The 20,800-nt window shown below is 51.9% G+C and carries 20 protein-coding genes; 6 read left to right on the top strand and 14 right to left on the bottom strand.

Annotation, left to right across the window (positions count from 1 at the left end; genetic code table 11):
* Positions 1–27: 27 nt before the first annotated feature.
* Entirely contained in the window at positions 28–1,413 is a 1,386-nt protein-coding gene (rmuC, locus tag CWI71_RS06900; RefSeq protein ID WP_126754526.1) for a DNA recombination protein RmuC, read from the bottom strand.
* Positions 1,406–2,917 (bottom strand): fumarate hydratase, encoded by a 1,512-nt coding sequence (locus CWI71_RS06895; protein ID WP_126754525.1) that lies wholly within the window; start codon positions 2,915–2,917, stop codon positions 1,406–1,408. The genes rmuC and CWI71_RS06895 overlap by 8 nt, the downstream gene beginning before the upstream one ends.
* Before the next feature lie 121 nt (positions 2,918–3,038).
* Here CWI71_RS06895 and pabB point away from each other — a divergent pair, with 121 nt between their 5' ends.
* Genes pabB through CWI71_RS06880 form a run of 3 tightly spaced genes read left to right on the top strand, consistent with a single transcriptional unit; the run spans position 3,039 to position 6,346 of the window.
* Positions 3,039–4,373, top strand: a complete 1,335-nt coding sequence (gene pabB / locus CWI71_RS06890; protein WP_241967657.1) for an aminodeoxychorismate synthase component I — start codon at positions 3,039–3,041, stop codon at positions 4,371–4,373.
* Entirely contained in the window at positions 4,363–4,956 is a 594-nt protein-coding gene (locus CWI71_RS06885) for a CoA pyrophosphatase (RefSeq protein ID WP_126754523.1), read from the top strand. Before pabB ends, CWI71_RS06885 begins: the two co-directional genes overlap by 11 nt.
* A gap of 16 nt (positions 4,957–4,972) precedes the next feature.
* On the top strand, positions 4,973–6,346 hold the full coding sequence (locus tag CWI71_RS06880; protein WP_126754522.1) for an L-serine ammonia-lyase: 1,374 nt from the start codon (positions 4,973–4,975) through the stop codon (positions 6,344–6,346).
* A gap of 1 nt (position 6,347) precedes the next feature.
* Here CWI71_RS06880 and cysB read toward each other — a convergent pair whose 3' ends face one another.
* On the bottom strand, positions 6,348–7,322 hold the full coding sequence (gene cysB / locus CWI71_RS06875) for an HTH-type transcriptional regulator CysB (protein ID WP_126754521.1): 975 nt from the start codon (positions 7,320–7,322) through the stop codon (positions 6,348–6,350).
* 81 nt (positions 7,323–7,403) lie between these two features.
* Between cysB and CWI71_RS06870 the strand changes: the two genes are divergently transcribed.
* Positions 7,404–7,739, top strand: coding sequence for a translation initiation factor (locus tag CWI71_RS06870; RefSeq protein WP_198678751.1), 336 nt, complete (start codon positions 7,404–7,406; stop codon positions 7,737–7,739).
* Here the strand turns inward: CWI71_RS06870 and CWI71_RS06865 are convergent.
* The 4 genes from CWI71_RS06865 to CWI71_RS06850 form a co-directional block, all read right to left on the bottom strand.
* Positions 7,725–9,392 carry a PP2C family protein-serine/threonine phosphatase gene (locus CWI71_RS06865; RefSeq protein WP_126754520.1) on the bottom strand — a complete coding sequence of 556 codons (1,668 nt, stop codon included), beginning with the start codon at positions 9,390–9,392 and terminating at the stop codon, positions 7,725–7,727. The two genes, CWI71_RS06870 and CWI71_RS06865, sit on opposite strands and share 15 nt — an antisense overlap.
* Before the next feature lie 22 nt (positions 9,393–9,414).
* Positions 9,415–9,720: an STAS domain-containing protein gene (locus CWI71_RS06860; protein ID WP_126754519.1), complete on the bottom strand. Its 306-nt coding sequence runs from the start codon at positions 9,718–9,720 to the stop codon at positions 9,415–9,417.
* Positions 9,721–9,875: 155 nt separating this feature from the next.
* Positions 9,876–11,159, bottom strand: a complete 1,284-nt coding sequence (locus CWI71_RS06855; protein WP_126754518.1) for an amidohydrolase family protein — start codon at positions 11,157–11,159, stop codon at positions 9,876–9,878.
* Between the two features lie 2 nt (positions 11,160–11,161).
* The gene (locus tag CWI71_RS06850) at positions 11,162–14,251 is read right to left on the bottom strand and encodes an amidohydrolase family protein (protein ID WP_126754517.1); all 3,090 of its coding nucleotides are present in this window, start codon (positions 14,249–14,251) and stop codon (positions 11,162–11,164) included.
* 195 nt (positions 14,252–14,446) lie between these two features.
* On the opposite strand from CWI71_RS06850, the gene CWI71_RS06845 reads away from it, so the two are divergent.
* The gene (locus CWI71_RS06845; protein ID WP_126754516.1) at positions 14,447–14,911 is read left to right on the top strand and encodes a c-type cytochrome; all 465 of its coding nucleotides are present in this window, start codon (positions 14,447–14,449) and stop codon (positions 14,909–14,911) included.
* A gap of 8 nt (positions 14,912–14,919) precedes the next feature.
* Here the strand turns inward: CWI71_RS06845 and CWI71_RS06840 are convergent, their stop codons facing one another.
* On the bottom strand, positions 14,920–15,546 hold the full coding sequence (locus CWI71_RS06840; protein ID WP_126754515.1) for a cytochrome b/b6 domain-containing protein: 627 nt from the start codon (positions 15,544–15,546) through the stop codon (positions 14,920–14,922).
* Between the two features lie 151 nt (positions 15,547–15,697).
* Between CWI71_RS06840 and CWI71_RS06835 the strand changes: the two genes are divergently transcribed.
* Entirely contained in the window at positions 15,698–16,078 is a 381-nt protein-coding gene (locus CWI71_RS06835) for a response regulator (protein WP_126754514.1), read from the top strand.
* On the opposite strand, the gene tyrA is transcribed toward CWI71_RS06835, so the two are convergent.
* From tyrA to ffh, 6 genes are all read right to left on the bottom strand, one after another.
* Positions 16,028–17,185, bottom strand: a complete 1,158-nt coding sequence (gene tyrA, locus CWI71_RS06830) for a bifunctional chorismate mutase/prephenate dehydrogenase (protein ID WP_126754513.1) — start codon at positions 17,183–17,185, stop codon at positions 16,028–16,030. The genes CWI71_RS06835 and tyrA overlap by 51 nt on opposite strands.
* Positions 17,186–17,281: 96 nt before the next feature.
* Positions 17,282–17,641 carry a 50S ribosomal protein L19 gene (gene rplS / locus CWI71_RS06825; RefSeq protein WP_126754512.1) on the bottom strand — a complete coding sequence of 120 codons (360 nt, stop codon included), beginning with the start codon at positions 17,639–17,641 and terminating at the stop codon, positions 17,282–17,284.
* A 20-nt stretch (positions 17,642–17,661) separates the two neighbouring features.
* On the bottom strand, positions 17,662–18,432 hold the full coding sequence (gene trmD / locus CWI71_RS06820) for a tRNA (guanosine(37)-N1)-methyltransferase TrmD (protein ID WP_126754511.1): 771 nt from the start codon (positions 18,430–18,432) through the stop codon (positions 17,662–17,664).
* Positions 18,432–18,962 (bottom strand): ribosome maturation factor RimM, encoded by a 531-nt coding sequence (rimM, locus tag CWI71_RS06815; RefSeq protein ID WP_126754510.1) that lies wholly within the window; start codon positions 18,960–18,962, stop codon positions 18,432–18,434. Before rimM ends, trmD begins: the two co-directional genes overlap by 1 nt.
* A 36-nt stretch (positions 18,963–18,998) precedes the next feature.
* On the bottom strand, positions 18,999–19,247 hold the full coding sequence (gene rpsP, locus CWI71_RS06810) for a 30S ribosomal protein S16 (protein ID WP_026860381.1): 249 nt from the start codon (positions 19,245–19,247) through the stop codon (positions 18,999–19,001).
* Positions 19,248–19,353: 106 nt separating this feature from the next.
* Positions 19,354–20,727 carry a signal recognition particle protein gene (gene ffh / locus CWI71_RS06805; protein WP_126754509.1) on the bottom strand — a complete coding sequence of 458 codons (1,374 nt, stop codon included), beginning with the start codon at positions 20,725–20,727 and terminating at the stop codon, positions 19,354–19,356.
* Between the last annotated feature and the right edge of the window lie 73 nt (positions 20,728–20,800).

Genomic DNA, 20,800 nt, shown 5'->3' with positions numbered 1-20,800 from the left:
AAACCGTGAACATGAATTCCTTTCCTTTTAGTTGTCGTCCGTGCCTTCGCTATCAAGTAACTTACTGTCGATACTTTTTGAGGTCTGGACCCCCATTTCTTTAAACTTCTCCACGCGTCCTACCAGATTACCGCGGCCCGTTGAAAGCTTATTCATAGCGCCATCATAATGTTTACGCACGGTTTCCAGACTATTGCCTATTTTCTGCATGTCTTCGATAAAGCCAACAAACTTATCATAAAGCTTGGCCGCATCACCGGCGATACGCTGCGCGTTTTGATTCTGATATTCGTATTGCCAGATGTTATTAACGGTGCGTAGCGCGACCAAAAGATTGGTCGGGCTGACCAGCATAATGTTGTTATCCAACGCCAGGCGAATCAATTCCGGATCGCGATCAACTGCAAGTAAAAATGCCGGCTCGATAGGAATAAACATCAGCACGTAATCAAGGGTGCGGACACTTTCCAACTGCTGATAATTTTTCTTGCCAAGCCCCTTAATGTGATTGCGTAGCGAGTTCACGTGTTCAGTTAACGCTGCGGCACGCTCTTTATCGTCGTCACTGTTGAAGTAACGCTCATAGGCAACCAGCGACACTTTTGAGTCAATCACTACGTCTTTGTCGTTCGGCAGGTGAACGACAACATCGGGCTTAAAGGATTTACCGTCTTCATCGCGGTGATGGCTTTGGGTTTCGTATTCGTGCCCTTCGCGTAACCCTGACTGGGTCAGAATACGCTCCAATACCACTTCTCCCCAGTTACCCTGGGTCTTACTGTCACCCTTAAGTGCACGGGTCAGTGCATCAGCTTCGGCCGCCATTTGTTTATTGAGCTCTTTCAGCGTGGTCAGCTCAGTGGTTAACGAGGCCCGTTGCTTAAGCTCTTCGGTATACTGCGTTTCAACCTGCTTTTTGAACGCCTCAAGCTGTTGCTTAAAGGGTGCCAGCGTCACTTCCAGAGTTTGTTTGCTGTTTTGCTGTAAGCGTTCCGACTTTTGCTCAAAAATTTGCTGGGCCAGACGCTCGAACTCTTTTTTCATGCGCTCTTCACTGGCTTCAAGCAAACGTTGCTTTTCTTCAGCGTGTTTTAAAGTGCTTTCCAGCTTTGAGTGCGTCGCGGCAAGATCGGCCTGCAACTGACTGCGCTCCTGCTGCAACCGTTGCTGCTGCTGTTCGTGCTGCTGCAGTCGCTGCTCCAGTGCTTGCTGTTGTTGGGTCGTGCGTTGTTGATGTTGCGCTAACTCATGCTGCAGCTGCTGCTCACGTTGCGCCGCAACCGCCTGTTGATGGCCAAGCTCCTGTTGCCCATGCTGCACTTGCCCGCGGCGCAGCCACCAGCCCAGTAACATACCGACAGCCAGCGCCAGTGCGCCAGCTGCCAGCCATTGCCAGATAAGCAAACTATACATCGGCCGTTTCCAGCTTCACCCGCCAAATGGCAGGTCCGGTTTCATGGGCGTTTTCTCCGGTGCTATCAACGGCAACCGTCACTGGCATGTCCTCCACCTCAAACTCGTAAATCGCTTCCATGCCAAGATCTTCAAAAGCAACGACGCGCGCTTTCTTAATCGCCTTGGCGACTAAATAAGCTGCACCACCTACGGCCATCAGGTAAACGGCTTTATGCTGCTTAATACTTTCAACCGTCGCAGGACCGCGTTCAGCCTTGCCGATCATGCCAAGAATGCCGGTTTTATCGAGCATCAGGTCGGTAAATTTATCCATTCGTGTTGCGGTAGTGGGTCCGGCAGGCCCCACTACTTCATCGCCGACAGGATCAACCGGACCGACGTAATAAATAAATTTATTGGTGAAATCGACAGGTAAAGTTTCGCCGCGGTCGAGCATGTCTTTTATGCGCTTATGCGCCGCATCACGGCCGGTCAGCATTTTGCCACTAAGCAATACGGTTTCACCGGTTTTCCAGGTCTCGATATCCGCCTGAGTCAGCGCATCAAGATTCACGCGCCGCGCGTCGTCACCCAATTCAAAGGTGATATCCGGCCAGTCCTCCAGTTTTGGCGGCTGAAGATCGGCAGGCCCAGAGCCATCGAGCACAAAATGCGCGTGGCGGGTGGCGGCACAGTTTGGAATTAAGGTCACTGGCTTCGAGGCAGCATGGGTTGGCGCGGTTTTGATCTTGACGTCCATCACGGTGGTCACGCCACCCAGACCTTGGGCGCCAATACCGAGTTGATTTACCCGCTCGTAAATCTCCAGCCGCAGTTCTTCTTCAGCGTTCTGCGGACCACGATCCAACAGTTCCTGAATATCGACCGGATCCATCAGCGCTTCCTTTGCCAGTACCGCAGACTTTTCCGCGGTACCACCAATACCCAGGCCGATCATGCCCGGCGGACACCAGCCGGCGCCCAATTTCGGCATGGTTTCAACTACCCAGTCCGCAATCGAGTCGCTGGGGTTGAGCATCACCATTTTCGACTTGTTTTCCGAACCACCACCTTTTGCGGCGATCATCACTTCTATCTGGTCACCGGGCACCATGTCGATGTGAACCACTGAAGGAGTGTTATCACCGGTATTTTTCCGTTTGCCGGCAGGATCAGCAACTATAGAGGCGCGCAACGGATTCTCGGGGTTGGTGTAGGCCTGACGGGTCCCCTCATCCACCATTTGCTGCACCGTCATGTCTGTTTTATCCCACTGCACTCCCATACCAACTTTGACAAAGCAGGTCACAATGCCGGTATCCTGACAGATCGGGCGGTGCCCCTGTGCAGCCATACGTGAATTCGTCAGCACCTGAGCGATAGCGTTTTTCGCCGCGTCACTTTTTTCCTGGTGATAGGCTTTTTCCAACGCCTGAACAAAATCCAGCGGGTGGTAATACGAAATATATTGCAGAGCATCGGCGATGCTTTCAATGAAATCAGCCTGACGAATAATGGCCATGAGTACCTCAACTTCCTCCAGTTATAATTGGCCGCTATGATAGCGTTTTAACTGCACGCTGACCAGTTTTCGGCAGGTATATGTTAAGCTACGGACAAATGATTTTGGGAGCCCGATAGCTGTGTCCATTGTTGCTGTATCTTTACCTGTAAAAGCCCGGTTTGCTTCGCTGTTCGCGGCCATCGCAGAACAACCCTGGGCATTGCTGCTAGATAGCTGTGAACACCCCCAAAGCCACTACGATTTCATTTTCTGGCAGCCCGAATTGCAGGTTGTCGACAGTAGCGACTGGCCACGTCGCTTGCGTGAGTTGCTTGCTCAGGTACCAACCTATGAAGGCCCTGCCGACCTGCCGTTTCAGGGTGGACTGGCGGGCGCCTGGAGTTATGACGCGGGCCGCGCGCTGGAACGCTTGCCCGAGCATGCTCTTGCCGACAGTGAATTACCCGAACTGGCCGTCGGCCTTTACACCCGCGCTTTAATACGTTGCCGTGCCACCGACACCACCTGGCTACTCGCACCCAAACAAGAAATTGCGCACTGGCAGACATTCTGGCAACAGGCGGAAATTCAACCTCATGCAACTGCGGCGTTTCAACTGACCTCAGCCTGGCAGAGCAACATGCAAGCGGCAGATTATCTGCAAAAATTTGCGCGGGTGCAGGACTACCTGCGGGCCGGTGACTGTTACCAGGTGAATCTGGCGCAGCGCTTCAGCGCTGATTATCAAGGCTCCCCCTGGGGGGCATACCAATGCTTACGAGAGGCAAATCAGGCACCTTACTCAGGTTTTTTAAGGTTGCACGAGGGGGCCGTACTAAGCCACTCGCCGGAGCGCTTTTTACAGGTCAGTGCCAGCGGCGCGGTCGAGACCAAACCAATTAAGGGTACGCGCCCACGCCATGCTAACCCGCAGCAGGATCAGCAACTCGCACAGGAGCTGCAGCAAGCAAGTAAAGATCGCGCGGAAAATGTGATGATTGTCGATCTGTTACGCAATGACCTGAGCCGGGTCTGCCAGCCTGGCAGCGTACAGGTTCCGAAGCTATTCGAGATCGAAAGCTACCCCGCCGTGCATCATCTGGTGAGTACCGTAACGGGCACGTTGGAAACCGAACTGTCAGCCATTGATGTACTGGCCGCTTGCTTTCCCGGCGGTTCCATTACCGGGGCGCCGAAAATCCGTGCCATGGAAGTCATTGATGAGCTTGAGCCCCAGCGCCGCAGTTTTTATTGCGGCAGTATGGGCTATATTTCTCAACACGGTGCCTGTGACACTAATATCTGCATCCGCACGCTGGTCGCAAGTCAGCGCCTGCTCCACTGCTGGGCCGGTGGTGGGCTGGTGATGGACTCAGTGGGTGACGAAGAGTACCAGGAGACACTCGATAAAGTGGCCAAGATACTCCCGGTCCTTGCGACCGCCACGTCAGGGGAGCATCCGCATGACTCGTGATGAATTCTTACAGCGCTTTCAGCTGCACCACAAGAAGCCTTTGCAGCGGCCGCCACTCAAGCGACTGCGCCCGGCAGCGGTGTTAATTCCGTTGTGGGAACGTGAGGGGGAACTGCAGTTAATTCTGACGCAACGCAGCGTAAACTTACGTCATCATGCCGGACAAATCAGCTTTCCGGGGGGGCGCCAGGAATTGAACGATGCCGATCTCTACGCCACTGCCCTGCGCGAGGCGCACGAGGAAATCGGGCTTGATCCCGGCGATGTTGAGCTTGTGGGCGCGCTCGAGGACTACCCGGTCATTAGTAATTTTCTGATTCGTCCTTATGTTGCCTTCGTACGACCGTCGGCTCCACTGCGTCCTGATCCACGCGAGGTTTCTGAAATTTTCACTGTGCCGCTTAAGCACGTATTGCACCAACAACAACACTTCGCCTATCGGCTGAGGCGTTTTATTTACGATCAGGTATACTTTATTCCATATCAACATAGAAATATCTGGGGTGCGACGGCCGGAATTTTGCGAGAATTGGCCGATCACGTGTATCCTGAGCGTCACACTTTTTATCGCTCTTTAAACTAAGGTTTACGATAACTTTATGATTAGTGTTTTTGATATCTACAAAGTGGGTATTGGTCCATCGAGCTCTCATACCGTGGGCCCGATGCGTGCCGCGAAGGAATTTCTGCAAGCCGCTGCGCAGGAAATTGATCTCTCTTCGGCCACCGGCATCAAGGTCGAGCTGTTTGGCTCACTGGGCCAGACCGGCAAAGGTCACGGTACCGGTAAAGCGGTCATTCTGGGACTTGCCGGTGAAGAGCCTGAAACGGTAGACACCACGCAGGTCGATGCTTTTCTGGCCGAAACCGATAAAACCCAAAAGCTCAAGCTGTTAGGCTCGCATGAAATCAAGTTCCCGCGTGAGGGCGCTATCACCTTTCATCGCCGCAAAACCATGCCGCGTCATGCCAATGCTATGGAGCTGCGTCTGTTAAAAGGTGATGAAGTCCTTTACAAAGACCTTTATTACTCTATAGGTGGTGGCTTTATTGTTCGTGACGCCGACTTTGACGACACCCTCGAAGAAGCGATTGAGCAGTCAACTCAGCCTATTCCGTACCCCTTTGATAGCGCTGCGGAATTGCTCGCGCAATGTGACGAGCATGGGCTGCGCATTAGCTCCTTGATGCTCGCCAATGAAAAAGTATTCCGCAGCGAAAAGGAAATTCGCGAACGGCTGATGCATATCTGGAAAACCATGGACGAATGTATCGACCGCGGTATTAAAACCGAGGGTATATTACCCGGTGGCCTCAAAGTCCGCCGCCGTGCGCCTGGCCTGTATCAGCGTCTGCGCAATGAAAAATCAGCCGACCCCATGCAAACCATGGACTGGGTCGACTTATTTGCGCTGGCGGTCAATGAAGAAAATGCTGCAGGTGGCCGGGTCGTGACGGCTCCGACCAACGGCGCTGCGGGAATTATCCCAGCGGTGATGAAATATGCCGATAAGTTTATCTCACCGCTTGATGAAGAGACAGTGGTACGTTTTTTACTGACGTCCGCAGCCATAGGTATTCTGTATAAAAAGAACGCCTCCATCAGCGGCGCCGAAGTCGGCTGTCAGGGCGAGGTAGGTGTGGCCTGTTCGATGGCAGCGGGTGCACTGGCCGAACTCATGGGCGGCAGCGTCAGCAATGTTGAAAATGCCGCAGAAATTGGCATGGAGCACAATCTGGGATTAACCTGTGACCCGGTCGGCGGCCTGGTACAGGTACCTTGTATTGAGCGTAACGCAATGGGCTCAGTGAAAGCCATTAACGCGGCACGTCTTGCATTGCGCGGCAGTGGTGATCATAAGGTCTCGCTCGACAAGGTCATTAAGACCATGTGGGACACCGGTAACGATATGAAAACCAAATATAAAGAGACCGCTCGTGGCGGCCTCGCGGTAAATATTATTGAGTGTTAACTTAAAGCATCGGTAACCGGGTTGTTTCAAATAAGCGATCAACAGCGTCCTGGGTACGCTGTTGCATCGCTTCCTCTACCACAGGCTTGGTCAAATGTGGGGCAAAGGTCTCAATAAACTCAAACATGTAGTTGCGCAAAAAGGTTCCTTTGCGGAAGCCGATTTTGGTGGTACTGGGTTCAAACAGATGATCGGCAGGTAGCGCCACTAAGCCTTTATCATTTTGTGCATCAAATGCCATGGTCGCCACCACTCCCACTCCTAAACCGGCATGGACATATGTTTTTATGACATCGGCGTCAGTGGCGGTAAAAACGACATTAGGGCAAATGCCCGCTGCACTAAAGGCGCGATCGAGCTCGGAGCGTCCGGTAAAGCCATGCACATAAGTGACCATCGGATGTGCGCCCAATTGCTCTATGCTGACTTTGGACTCTTTCGTCAAAGGATGGTCTTTAGGCACAATAATCGAGCGATTCCAGTGATAACAGGGCAACATGATCAGGTCCTGATATAAATGCAGCGCTTCAGTGGCAATGGCAAAATCTGCGGTTCCCTTTGCAGCCAGTTCGCTGATCTGCTCCGGAGAGCCCTGATGCATGTGCAGTGATACCTTCGGATAGCGTTGCATAAACTGCTTAATCTTGACCGGCAAGGCATAGCGCGCTTGTGTGTGCGTGGTGGCAATATTGAGTTTGCCCCGGTCCGGCAAGGTATGTTCACTGGCAACCGCCTTAATACTGTCTACCTTGGCAAGGATTTCACGTGCGATCACAATCACTTCATGACCGGCTGGGGTAACCTGGGTAAGATGTTTGCCACTGCGTTCAAAAATCTGAATTCCCAGTTCGTCTTCCAGCATGCGTACTTGCTTGCTGATACCAGGCTGTGACGTATAAAGGCTCTCGGCGGTCGCTGAAACATTTAAGTTATGGTTTAATACTTCAACGATATAACGCAGTTGCTGCAGTTTCATGGCGTGTTCCGGTTCGCTTACTTATTCTAAAAATATATAACACGTTGGTTATTTATTCCAAGCTTAAAATATGAGGTGCTCGTGTCAAGTCTATCTGATCAACTTAAAAATTTAGGCTTTCGCCCATCGGAAACTGCTGAGCCAACACCAGCAGATACCCCTGCTGAACCCGACACCTCACAGACTGTGCGTATTCAACGACAAACCAAAGGTCGCAAAGGCAAAGGTGTCACGGTGATTCTTGATTTGCCCGATGATGCCGAGCTGTTAAATCGTTATGCCAAAGCGTTGCGCAAACAATGCGGCGTCGGCGGGAGCGTGAAGAACAGTACGATTGAGCTGCAAGGCGATCAGCGCGAATCAGCCATGGCGTATCTGCAGCAACAAGGATTCACCGTAAAACTAGCCGGTGGTTGAGGCAGTGCTTCTGGTCGGCGTCAGATAGTAGCCGAACTCGACAGTGCGACCATCTTCATGCCAGATCAGCGGGCTCGCCAGGTGTCTGAGTAACTCAAGCCCACGCCCATGTGACCGTTCCTGGCCGGCAAGCGCAGCCTGGCTTTGCGGCTGCCAGCGCGTGCCGTTGTGGCTGAGAGTAAAGTAGATATGCGCCGAGCGTGGCTGGTAACTCACCTCGACCCTGATCATTCCTTTACTGAGTTGTTGCAGCCGCTCGGCGCGCAACTGATAATAATACGTGAAACCTTCAGGTTCATCCTTAATCCGGGAGTCAAGCCCCAGCAAACTGTGCTCCAGCGCGTTATTGAAGACCTCGGCCAATAGCAGGTACAAGGTGGTACGATGGTATCGCAGGTTCGGTAGATGACCGATAATACCCAATATTGCGCTAACTACATCAACCTGGCGCAAATCATCCGCGTTAAGCTCAGTGATAAAGCTAAACGGTAAGGCGCGAGCCTCGCTCTCTGCCCTGGCCGGCGCAAGACCAGTAGGACAACACGCTAAAATTGCCAACGACATATCGTCGTGCAGGGGCTCATCGCCACGAAAATGCTCCAGCTTATGAATCAGACGATCGAAATCGCGCAACTGCGGATAAGCCTGTAAATAACATTCAAGACTTTTCAGCCCGAGAAACTCATGGCGCTGACTTAACATTTCAATCACCCCATCGGTATAGATGGCGACACGATCACTGGCACTGGTACGGATACTGGATACCTGGGCGTCAAACTCTTCGGTCGGTAATACACCCAGCGCCACATGTTGTGCCTTGAGGCGGTGTTTGATTGCCCCTTGGTCATCATAAACCAGCGCTGGTGGCATGCCGCCATTCCAGTAGGTCAGACGCTCCCCGTTTGCCGCCAGTTCTAACAAAAAACACGCACAGAACATTTCATTTGGCAGTAGCCGGTGCAGGCGGTAATTAAATTCAGTTACCATCTCGGCCACTGAGACGCTACGATCAGCCATGGCAAAAAATGCCTGGGAGAGTGGCAAAGCGCCGGTTGCCGGCGCCAGTCCGTGACCGGTGAAGTCTGCCATCATTACATACAGGCTGCCGGTTGGTCCTGGCGCGACGAGGCACAGATCACCATTGAACTTCGCAGCCGGCGCCAACAAGGTTCGGATATGCGGGTAATCGGTAAAATTGCGACTGAGCGCATTCTGAAAAATATTCTCGACTAACTCGTATTCGCGTTCCACCTGACGCGCATGCCACGCCAGACTCTCTTGCATGGATCTGAGTTGATGCGCGCACTGAAAACGTTGCACCAGTAACTGTATCTGTTTGGACAACAAAGGCACGCTTAGCGGCCAAACCAGGCTATCGCCGGGCCATAGCAGCAGTTTTTTTGCGTCGAGCTGGAAAGGTAAAATCAGCAGTTGCTCAGTACAGCACAGCGGCTGCTCTAATTGCGCAGCAAAATCAGCGAGCACTAACAAGGTTGGATGCGGCAACAGCGCGTCCGGGCGCCAATCCCGGAAAGCTTTAAGGCGTAGTCTTTTGGCCAGCTTTAAATGCTGCAGATCGCCGATAACTTCCTCTGCAAAAGCTGAACCGTCATGATAGATATCGATAACGAGAGGCGGAGATGGCTGAAGCATAGCTGTTATATTCGCGTCGCATTTACTCGATAACAAAGAGCTTATCGAAACGCGAAATATCTAAAATATTACTGACTTCGGCACTGCAGTTAATGATATGAATTCCTTTCACATGATCACTGATGGCCTTACGCATATTCAGTAACATTCCGAGAGCGGAGCTGTCGAGGTACTCTGTTTGCCTGAGATCGACATAGACAGTGGGCTTTTGGTCACCCAGAGAACTGTACGCACGGCGGAATTCCTGCACAATCCCGAAGTCGAACTTACCGTGAATTGCAATTGTTAGCTCTTTACCATCGCTTGATAAGTGACGGACTACCGACATTCCACACCTGCTGAAGTTGTTATTTTTTGATTAGATAGGTGTAAATAGTGCCAACACCTCTAAACAAACACAAGTCTGACCAAGAGGTTTTTTACGATGAATTCCTAAATAAAAAAGCCGACCTGTCGGGGTCGGCTTTGATTTTAACCATACTCTTAAGGCTTTTGTTTATATTTATTATAGAGTTGCAGGTGTCGATTGTTCAGATCGACCAGGCGTCCCTCAATAAATAACTGCTCAATTTTCTGACCAATCGGGTCAAGCAGATCGCCATCTGAAATCAATATAGTGGCCTGTTTGCCCTCTTCCAGTGAACCCAGACGATCGGCAACACCTAAAAACTCAGCTGGCTTCAGAGTAATAGCTGCCAATGCCTGCTCCCGATCTAAACCGTAAGCAACGGCGTTACCGGCAGCAAATGGCAGATTACGCACATCCCAGTAGCCGGGGTAACTGATAGCAAAGTTCACGCCGGCCTGCGCCAGTGCCGCAGGGGTACTGAATGCCTGATCATAGGCCTCGTCGTGGCGAGTAGGTAGACCAAAAGGTGCACCATAAACCACGCGTACGTTTTCCGCTGCCAGCTGATCGGCCATCCGCCAGGCGTCACGGGCGCCCATTAATACCCAGTCAAAGCCCCACTCACGAGTCAGCTCTATGGCTTCCTCAATCTGGCGCTGATCGTCGGCATGTACGAATAACGTGCTGGAGCCGTCGAACAATCCCAGCATGGCTTCCCAACGCAAGTCGGTGCCATTAAGTTCACCAGCTTGCTTCGCGTCATAATATGCTTTGGCGTCGATAAAGGTACGTTCCAGCTGCTTGCGCGCCTCGGCATTAGCTTTACGCTGTTCAGCCGGCGAGCGACGCTCCCACCATGCGGTATTAATGCCAACGCGTGGCCAATTCACGTGGACGCCCACGTTCAGACGTTCACCAGCATCTTCATAAGTCCAGCCATCAAGTTGCAATAAGCTCGAACGCCCGGTAATCAGCTCGCCCTGCGGTACGATCTGAGCATGCGAGACACCGTTGTAGCGAATTGTCGGAATCACTTCCGAATCGGGGTTGTAAGCAACATGACCTGAGACTTCAGGGGTTATGACCCCTGCTTCGTCAGCATCTTCAGTGGCCCGTACCGATTCAATTTCGCGCAGGCCGATGGTGGTATCCAGCGCAATCACGCCCGGATAGACGTGTTTACCAGCCACATCCAACACCTGCGCATTGGCCGGTACCGCCAAGTCAACGCCAATGGCAGTAATCTTGCCGTCCACAAATAGCAGGTCGGTATTGGCTTGCACGCCATGGCTGACCGTATGTAACGTTCCGTTCTGCAACAGAATAGGTTGCTGCTGCGGCTCGCCCGGCACGATATCATGCGCGGCAACGGACAGAGATACAGTCGCCGCAGCTACGGCTGTGATTAATTTTTTCATTCTTAGTGTCCTCCGTGGCTATGTGCAGTGAATGTACCTAGCCAGGTATCATGTTCGGTATCGCAGTGCCAGGCTGGCTGCTCGCGCTTGTAGCCATTGCTGTCGCCATTACTGGCGTTTGGATCGGCCAGTACTTTTTGCAGCAGGGCTTGTTTTTCCTCTCGCAGTTCTGCGCGTAACTGTTCGTCACGCTCGCGATTAAAGAAGTTACGAGCATTGATCCAGGTCTGCTCAACCCGCGCGTACGAACTCAACGGATGGTTATTCCAGATAACAAAGTCGGCATGTTTGCCGGCTTTAATGCTGCCCACGTATTCATCAACTTTAAGCTGCTTGGCTGGATTCAGCGTCACCATCTTCAAGGCTTCATGCTCGTCCATACCACAGTAAGTCACCGACTTGGCCGCTTCGGTATTCAGACGACGTTGCAGGTCATTACTGTCTGAGTTGATGCTGGTCAGTACGCCTTTTTCTGACATCAGACAGGCGTTATGCGGAATTGCGTCATACACCTCAAACTTGTAAGCCCACCAGTCAGCGAATGAGGAACCGCCCGCGCCGTGCTTGGCCATCTCCGACGCAACTTTGTACCCCTCAAGAATGTGGGTAAAGGTCGTCAGCGTGAAGTTAAAGTCTTCTGCTAAGCGCAATAACATCAGGATTTCTGACTGTACGTAGCTGTGCGCGTGGACAAAGCGCTCACGATCAAGAATCTCTAACAAGGTCTGCAGACGATAATCAGGACGTGGTGGTGCAGTTTTCGCACGCTCACTGCGACTTAGCTTCTTATAGGCCTGTAAGCGTTCGCGATACTCAAGTGCGGCGGTAAAACCATCACGCATCAGGGTTTCCACACCCATCCGCGTTTGCGGATAACGTGTGCTCAACCACGACGGGTAACGACTTTGTTTTACGTTCTCACCCAATGCGAACTTAATCGAAGGCGGCGCTGCGTCAAATTTCATTTGATCTGCCGTGGCACCCCAACGCAGTTTAATCACCTGCGCCTGTCCGCCGATCGGGTTCGCTGAACCATGCAATAGTTGCGCCATGGTGGTGCCACCGGCCAATGAACGATAGATATGAACGTCGTCCGGGTTGACCACATCGCCAATACGCACTTCTGAGGTAATAGCTTCAGAACCTTCGTTCACGCCACGATCAATCGCAATGTGGGAGTGCTCATCAATAATACCCGGCGTCACGTGCATGCCGGACGCATCAATTACCGTGTAGCCTGAGGGGGTAGGCAAATCCTGGCCAATACGGTAGAACTCACCATCACGAACGATGATGTCAGTATTCTCCAGCACACCATCTTCATCTGCGGTCCATACCGTGGCATTTTTAATATGCAGATTCTGTCGCGCCGGCAAGCCATCCAGGCCATAAGCGACGTTCGGATAAGTCAGGCGACTGACATAACTGACATCGGTCGCTGCGGTCGTTGCCGCGGTAGCTTCGCTATCCCCACCGTCTGTGCGGGTACCGCTAAAGTGCAGGGTACGGCCATCAGGACCGACCGCCACGCCACGAAACTCTTGCTCCGCAGCTTGTTGCAGTTGCACTCGCCAGGCGCCGCTTAGCCCAGCCAACTCAGCGTCGACCACAAAGTTCAGGGTGTCTTCATCACGGGTCACCGAGCGTAGCTTACTGCTACGTTCGCCCATGACCAGCTCGCCGCTGACGCGCTCGTCACCTTTTAACTCAAACTGCACATCCTGATTCGCCAGACTGGCACGAATGGTGCCAGCGAAGTTTGCGGTGCGAAGTGGTGCCAGTTCAGTTTCAGCGCCTTGCAACCACACTGACTTAATCGTGCCTTTCGTAAACAGGTCGCCCTCGGCAACGACAAAATCAGCCATATAGCCTGGCGCGAGTTTACCTGCCTTGTCACTGACGCCGGCAATCTGCGCCGGTATCGTCGTCAGCGCAGCCAAAGCGGTGTCCTTATCCAGTCCGTGCTGTACGGCTTTGCGCAAATTCGGCCAAAAGTCACCAGCTTTTTGTAATTGATGCAGGGTAAATGAAAAATCAATATCCGCAGCTGCTAACGCGGCTGCATTGCCTGGCGCACGCTCCCAGTGACGCAAATCAGCAAGCTCGACATCCAAATCATCATTGACGCCAGCTACTTCCGGCGCGGCAGGGAAGTTTAACGGTAACACCAGCTTCGCCTGGGTGGCCTTTACGGCATCCAGACGCGCATATTCATAGTTTGAGCCAACAAAGGTGACCGGCACATCGAACTCACTGAGTACCGCGTGCGCGCGCAGTAGTGACTTGTCATCAGTGACTTTGAACAGCATACCTTCTTGCTCAATAGGTCCGAGCTCTGCCAGGGCGGCATTGTATTCAACCGTACCGTTATACGCTGCTTTGCCGTAGGCTTGCTCGTACCAGTTGGCGTCGGACAGGGTTTGCCGGATAAGGGCAATCGACCCCATCAATGAGTTCGGGTATTGCTGTTGCGAAGTGCCTTTGTCAAAAGAGCCAAAATGACGCCCTTGGGCGCGATAGACCACGTCGTTGGCAATTTTGTCAGCCAAAGATAAAGTGACGGCCTGGCCCTGAAAAATACCGTCTAGCCGGGCACTTTGTACGGCAGTAAAACCTTGTTCAATGTAATCTTCTGCGGCTTTACTATCGCTTGCTGCCTGATCTACCCACAGTTGCTGCGAATGAATTGCGTCGTTCGCCGCATTGCCGCCTTCGCGCTTGTTATTGTACTGCGGTTTGGTCGAAAACCACGGGCCGCGCTGCTCTTGTTTTGGCGCGGGCACCCCATAATTACTGTAAGCGTCGATGAAACCCGGGTAAATCGTGTGTCCGGTTAAGTCAATCACCCGCGCCCCTTCCGGCACGCGGTTATTTTCGTTGATACGCTCAACCTTACCGTTGCGAATGACTAAAGTGGCGTTTTCCAGACGTTTGCCTGGCTCAGTGATGATGGTCGCATTCTGCAATGCAACAAAACTGGATGAGTTGTCATGCAACCCTTGTACAGTGGTGGTCTGCGATGCGCTGGCAAGCACTGGTAGTGCTGCGCACATCGCCACCGCCAGCTTGCTAAGGCGGTTACTGCTAATCATCGGCGTCCCCTCGATAGGTTGTTCTGCAGTGTATTTTTTCGGATTTAAAAAAGATTCGTTCTCGCCTACATTAAATGTAATAACGAGGTAAGCGCAATCCATTTAGGGATAAACAGCCTGGTTGAATCGGTAAAGCGTTGTATTCTTAATAAGATAATAGTGAACTACTACATAAAACGCATTGGGAGTGCATACATGATCTTCAAGACCTTTCAATTAACTTTGCTTACCGGAGCTCTGACCATGAGCGCCATGGTCGCGGCGCAACATGCCTTTAATGACGCAGAAAAAGCGGTTGAGTACCGGCAAAAAGCATTTTCTGTCATGCAGAATAATTTTGCTTATATGGGCGACATGCTCAAAGGTGACATGCCCTTCGATGCCGAGATTTTTAAAGAACGCGCCGATACGGTGGCGCAGATGTCATCGGTACCCTGGGTCGGCTTCCGTCAGGAAGGTGCCATGCCCGGTAACAATACTGACGCGCTGCCTGCAATCTGGGATAACTGGGAGGATTTTCAGGAACGTGCTGAGCAATTGCAGCGTGACACCTACCGCTTAGCGCAGGTTGCGGTAGCAGGTAATCAGAACGAGCTGCGGGCAGCTTTTAAAGAAACCGCGCAAAACTGTAAAGGCTGCCACGATCAGTATAAAGATTAGTCACGACTTCAGGCCCACAAGTACCATCCGCTGGCAGCCAGCACGGCTGCCAACAACCACGCCCAAAATGACCAACGTAAACCTGGCGCAAGCGCACCGTCACGCTTACCATGAATCATCGCAGCAATCAGTGAAATGCCCTTTAACCGGTATAGCAGCACCGCGAGTATATGAATCGCTATTACCGTCGCCAACACAACAAAATTCAGTCTGTGCAGATCGGTGAGTTGATTCTGCCAGTCACTACTAACCAGACTGGCTAACGGACCGGAAAAGAAGATCTCGTCGGTGGCAAACAGGCCGGTGCCAAGCTGCATTGCCAGTAAGCCCCATAATAATAACACCGACCAGCCACCTGCCGGGTTATGAGTGCTTCCGGGAGTATAGGACTGGCGCGACATTAAGCTGCGAAAATGTTTTATCACCGCGCCGGGTCCTTTCACGAAGGCACTGAAGCGGGCATTTTTGCTACCAGCGAGAGCCCAGATAAGTCTTGCGATGAGTAAGGCACCGATACCGATACCGATGCGCAGGTGCCATTCCATGTGGCCCTCATTGGCGGTCCACCACATGGCAGGGATGCCGAGGACCAGCAGCCAGTGATAGCCGCGCACAAAACTGTCCCAAATTTTCATTTTGTTAAGACCTTAAAGCGTTGTTGGTTATTGGATATTGGATATTGGATATTGGTTAGAATAGTCAATGTGATTGCCAGGATGCCAGTATTTCTTTACCCTGTTGTTCCATCGGAAGTTAAACAGAGCTGTGAACATAAAGGAGTCTGCGATGGCAAAACAATCAACGCATGTGGTCATTGTCGATGATGATATGATTTCACTGGAAGTCATGAGAGCCATGTTGGGTCACTTTCCTGCCACCAAAATCAGCACCGCCGAAAACGGTCAGGATGCTTACGAGTTAATCGTTAGTGAGCGGCCCGATCTGGTTCTACTTGATCATGAGCTGCCCGACTTTAATGGCGTGGAGCTATATTGCAAGGTACAGCAGGAACTCGGCGCCGAAACGCCGACAACCGCGATGATCTCTGGCCACAACCCAGATGACTTCCGCGCTGAATGCGAGGCAGCTGGTATTAACAAGCTACTGCAAAAACCGCTAGCGCCCAGTGACCTGGCTGAGCTGATGCGCATCGCCGGCGCTAGCTAACAGGCGCTGGCTATCCTCAAGAAACTTCTGTGAAAACTCACCAAAATACTGACTAATTTCAGCGAACTTGTCGACAAACCCCTGTTTGTCGCCTTGTTCCAACTGACCCAGAACCTGATCAAACGTACTCAGATAACGGCGCATCATGGCAAAATTCTCAGGATGCGCGAGAATAATGTCCGCATAAAGCGCGGCATTTTGTGCGAACAAACGCCCGACCATCATTAGTTCAAGCCGGTAAATCGGCGAGCTTAAGTCCAGCAGCTCCTGCAGGTCTGCGCGTTCTGACGCCAGATGAGCACCATAAACAAAAGTTGATAAATGCCGCATAACCTGAATAAACCCCATCGCCTCGTCATGGCGCGCAGCATCGGTTTGATACAATTGCGCGCCCCAACGCACTAATGTATCCAGTAACCACCGGCAGGCCTCAGGTTTTCGCCCCTGGGTAACCACAATAAGCTGCTTGGCCAGGGTCGCAACTTGCGGACCAAACATCGGGTGAAGACCCACCACCGGGCCGTCATGTTGCGCAAGCATCGCTGTCAACGGACCTTGTTTAATGCTGGTAACATCAGCCAGAATGCAGTGTGCCGGCAACTCAGGTAAGCGTGCAATAACGACTTCGGTAACGGCAATAGGAACACTGACAAGTACCAGATCAGCTTGCTGACAGGTTGCCCCGATATTGTCCCAGTCATGCTCACCGACACACGCCACACGCGCTCCGGCTTCGCGGAAACGTTCCGCAAAAAGTCCGCCCAGGGCACCGTGCCCGCCAATCACGACCACTTTTTTATCTTCCAGATGGACGTCAGCCGCTTGTTGCTGTTGATAGGACTCGCGAATCACACGGCGCAGGACATCCTCAATGAGATCTGCTGATAACCCCACCTGTTCCGCTTCACGGCGACGCGCGGCGAGCAGTTTGGCCTCGCGCTCCGGAACAAACAGCGGCTGTCCTAGCCCGCGCTTAACCACACCTACCTCCGCCGCCAACTGGCGGCGGCGATGTAGCAACTGCAATAACGCGCTATCGGTTTCATCAATAGCTTCGCGCAGTTGCGCTAGCCGTTGTTCCGGAGTGGGGACTGCCGAGTCAGACATGGTGTGGGCTCCTTACTTCAATACCGCAGTCATTGTGCCTTATTTCAGCCATAAAAAAACCCGCCAGCGGCGGGTTTTTTCAGATCAAAGCTGATCTTAAGACAGCTTCTCACGGATACGTGCAGATTTACCTGAACGCTCACGCAAGTAGTAAAGCTTAGCACGACGTACCGCACCTTTACGCTTCACAACGATGCTGTCGATGATTGGGCTGTGCGCCTGGAAAGTACGCTCAACACCTTCACCATTTGAGACTTTACGAACCGTGAAAGAAGAATGTAAACCACGGTTGCGCTTAGCGATAACCACGCCTTCAAATGCCTGAACACGCTCACGGTTACCTTCAACAACTTTAACATTAACGACCACTGTATCGCCCGGCGCGTAGTCCGGAAGGTCTTTTTTCATTTGCTCGTCTTCGATCGCTTTGATCAAATTTTGACTTACTTTTGCCATGTTAGCCTCACTTTCCTAGATTAACTACCCGCGTCAGTTTCAGCCTGATACTGATGAATAAACTCATCAAGTAGCTGTTGCTGTTCGTCAGTCAGAGCTAGGTCATTTAACAATTCCGGTCGCCTTAGCCAGGTTCTGCCAAGAGCCTGCTGCAGACGCCAGCGTCTAATTTGTTCATGATTGCCACTCAGTAATACTGGCGGCACTGCCTCATCATCAAGTACTTCTGGTCGTGTATAGTGCGGGCAATCTAACAGTCCTGCTGCAAAAGAATCTTCTACAGCTGAGTCCTGGTGTCCCAACACCCCGGGTACAAGCCGCGCAACACTGTCTATCATGACCATTGCCGGCAGCTCGCCGCCACTCAACACGTAATCACCAATCGACCATTCTTCATCAACGTGACGTGCAATCACACGCTCGTCAATGCCTTCGTAGCGACCGGCAATTAAGATGAACTTGTCATGCAAAGCGAGCTGCTGCACGCCGGCATGATCAAGTTTGCGACCCTGAGGTGACAAATAAATCACCTTGGTATCGGCCCCCAGCTGCTGTTTTGCTGAGGCAATCGCATCGGTCAGCGGTTGCACCATCATCAGCATGCCAGGACCACCGCCATAAGGGCGATCGTCGACGGTGCGATGACGGTCATGAGTAAAATCGCGCGGGTTGGTCAAATGTACTTCCAACAGCCCATCGCGAACCGCTCTACCGGTCACACCATTGTCGGTGATTGCCTGAAACATTTCAGGAAACAGCGTGATTACGCCGACCTGTAATTTTCCAGCCATTAAAAATCCGACGGCCAATCCACAACGATGCGTTTGTTCTCTTTGTCGACTTCCTGAATGTACTGACTCTGAATAAACGGAATCAGACGTTCAGAGCGACCAAAAGCATCGTTACTGTTCGCTTTCACCACCATCACATCATTTGATGCTGTGGCCATTAACTGGTCCACGACTCCCATGTTATAACCGTCAGTATTTACTACGGTCATACCAATCAAATCGCGCCAGTAAAACTCATCCTCTGGCAACTCGGGTAACTGCCCGGCGTCAATAATAATGTCAGCACCCGTATAAAGGTGCGCCGCATCACGATCTTCAACGCCTGCAAGTTTGGCAATCAGTCCTTTATTGTGTCGACGCCATTCCTCGACCTGAACTTCCTGCACTTTACCCTGCTTACGAATCTGCCAGGGGTGATAATCAAAAATGGCTTCAACGTCGTCAGTATAACTTTGAATTTTCAGCCAACCTTTCACTCCATACACTGCGCCTAGCTGGCCAATGACGACGTGTTCAGTAGGTTGATTCATAGTTACTCTGCTACCAACGTTGATGAATAAGCTGAATTAAGCTGCGCTACGCGCATCTTTTAAAAGCTTAGCTACGCGCTCAGATACTGTTGCGCCGTGACCTACCCAGTGGTCAACACGCTCAAGATCTACACGTAGTTTTTCTTCCTGACCACGCGCAAGCGGGTTGAAGAAACCTACATTTTCAATGAAACGACCGTCGCGGGCATTGCGACTGTCGGTAACTACCATCTGGTAGAATGGACGCTTTTTAGCGCCGCCGCGTTGTAAACGAATGGTTACCATTACGTTCCTCGATACAGTTTTTAATGTTAAATAAATAGAAAAATCTCCGACCGGGGTCGAAGAGCCCGGCAATTCTACCGATTTTTCCGCCGAATGCAAGTATTCTCTAGCCTTTGGGGAACATTCCGGGAGGCATTTTACCGCCCATTCCGCCCAGGCTTCGCATCATTTTTGCCATGCCACCGCCTTTCATTTTCTTCATCATTTTTTGCATCTGCATAAATTGCTTCAGCAAGCGGTTGACATCTTGCACCTGAGTTCCCGACCCGGCAGCGATGCGACGCTTGCGCGAGCCCTTAATAAGGTCCGGGAATTCACGTTCTTTCGGCGTCATGGAGCTAATAATCGCTTCCATACGCACGGTCATTTTATCATCCATCTGACCTTTGACCTGGGCGCTCATTTTGCCCATGCCAGGGAGCTTATCCATCAGCCCCATCATGCCACCCATATCACGCATCTGAGCTAATTGCTCGCGGAAGTCCTCAAGCGAGAACTTACCTTCTTTCATGACTTTTTTGGCAACCTTTTCGGCCTTGGTACGGTCGACCTTTTGTTCCAGTTCGTCAATCAGCGACATTACGTCGCCCATGCCCAGAATTCGTGACGCAACACGTTCCGGATGGAACGGCTCAAGCGCGGTATTCTTCTCGCCAACCCCTAAGAACTTAATGGGCTTGCCGGTAATATGGCGAATCGATAACGCCGCACCGCCACGGGCATCACCGTCAGCTTTGGTCAGAATGACACCGGTCAGCGGTAATGCCTCATTAAAGGCGCGTGCCGTATTCGCAGCATCCTGACCGGTCATGGCATCGACCACAAACAGTGTTTCGATGGGGTTGATCGCGGCATGCAGGCCTTTAATTTCCGCCATCATCGCATCATCGATCGCAGTACGACCTGCGGTATCAACTAACACGACATCAATAAACTTCTTCCGCGCATGACTGATTGCAGCCTGGGCAATGGCGACCGGTTGCTGTTCGGTCGAAGACGGGAAAAATTCGACCTCAACTTCGTTGGCTAAGGTTTCCAGCTGCTTGATTGCCGCCGGCCGGTAAACGTCCGCCGACACCACCAGCACCTTTTTCTTCTGCCGCTCACGCAAATAACGCGCCAGCTTACCAACACTTGTGGTTTTACCGGCACCTTGTAAGCCAGCCATCAGAATCACTGCGGGCGGTTGTGTCGCCAGATTCAGCGGGACATTGCCCTCGCCCATAGCGTGCTCAAGTTCTTGCTGAACTATTTTCAGAAAGACCTGCCCCGGGGTCAGGCTCTTATTCACTTCGGTACCGACCGCACGTTCCTTGACCCGGCTGATAAAATCGCGCACCACGGGTAAAGCGACGTCGGCCTCAAGCAGAGCCATACGTACTTCACGCAAGGTATCTTTAATATTGTCGTCGGTCAGCCGACCGCGACCGGTAATATTCTTTAACGACTGCGACAGGCGTTCGCTTAAATTCTCAAACATGGTGTTGTCCATCTACTGCTAGCTGGAAATAATCTGGTGGCGATTATATCGTAAATCAAGCAAAGTTTCCCGA

This window comes from Pseudidiomarina insulisalsae, from assembly GCF_003987065.1.
In the GTDB taxonomy this organism is placed as follows: Bacteria; Pseudomonadota; Gammaproteobacteria; order Enterobacterales; family Alteromonadaceae; genus Pseudidiomarina; species Pseudidiomarina insulisalsae.
This window is presented reverse-complemented; position numbering and strand designations above follow the sequence as displayed.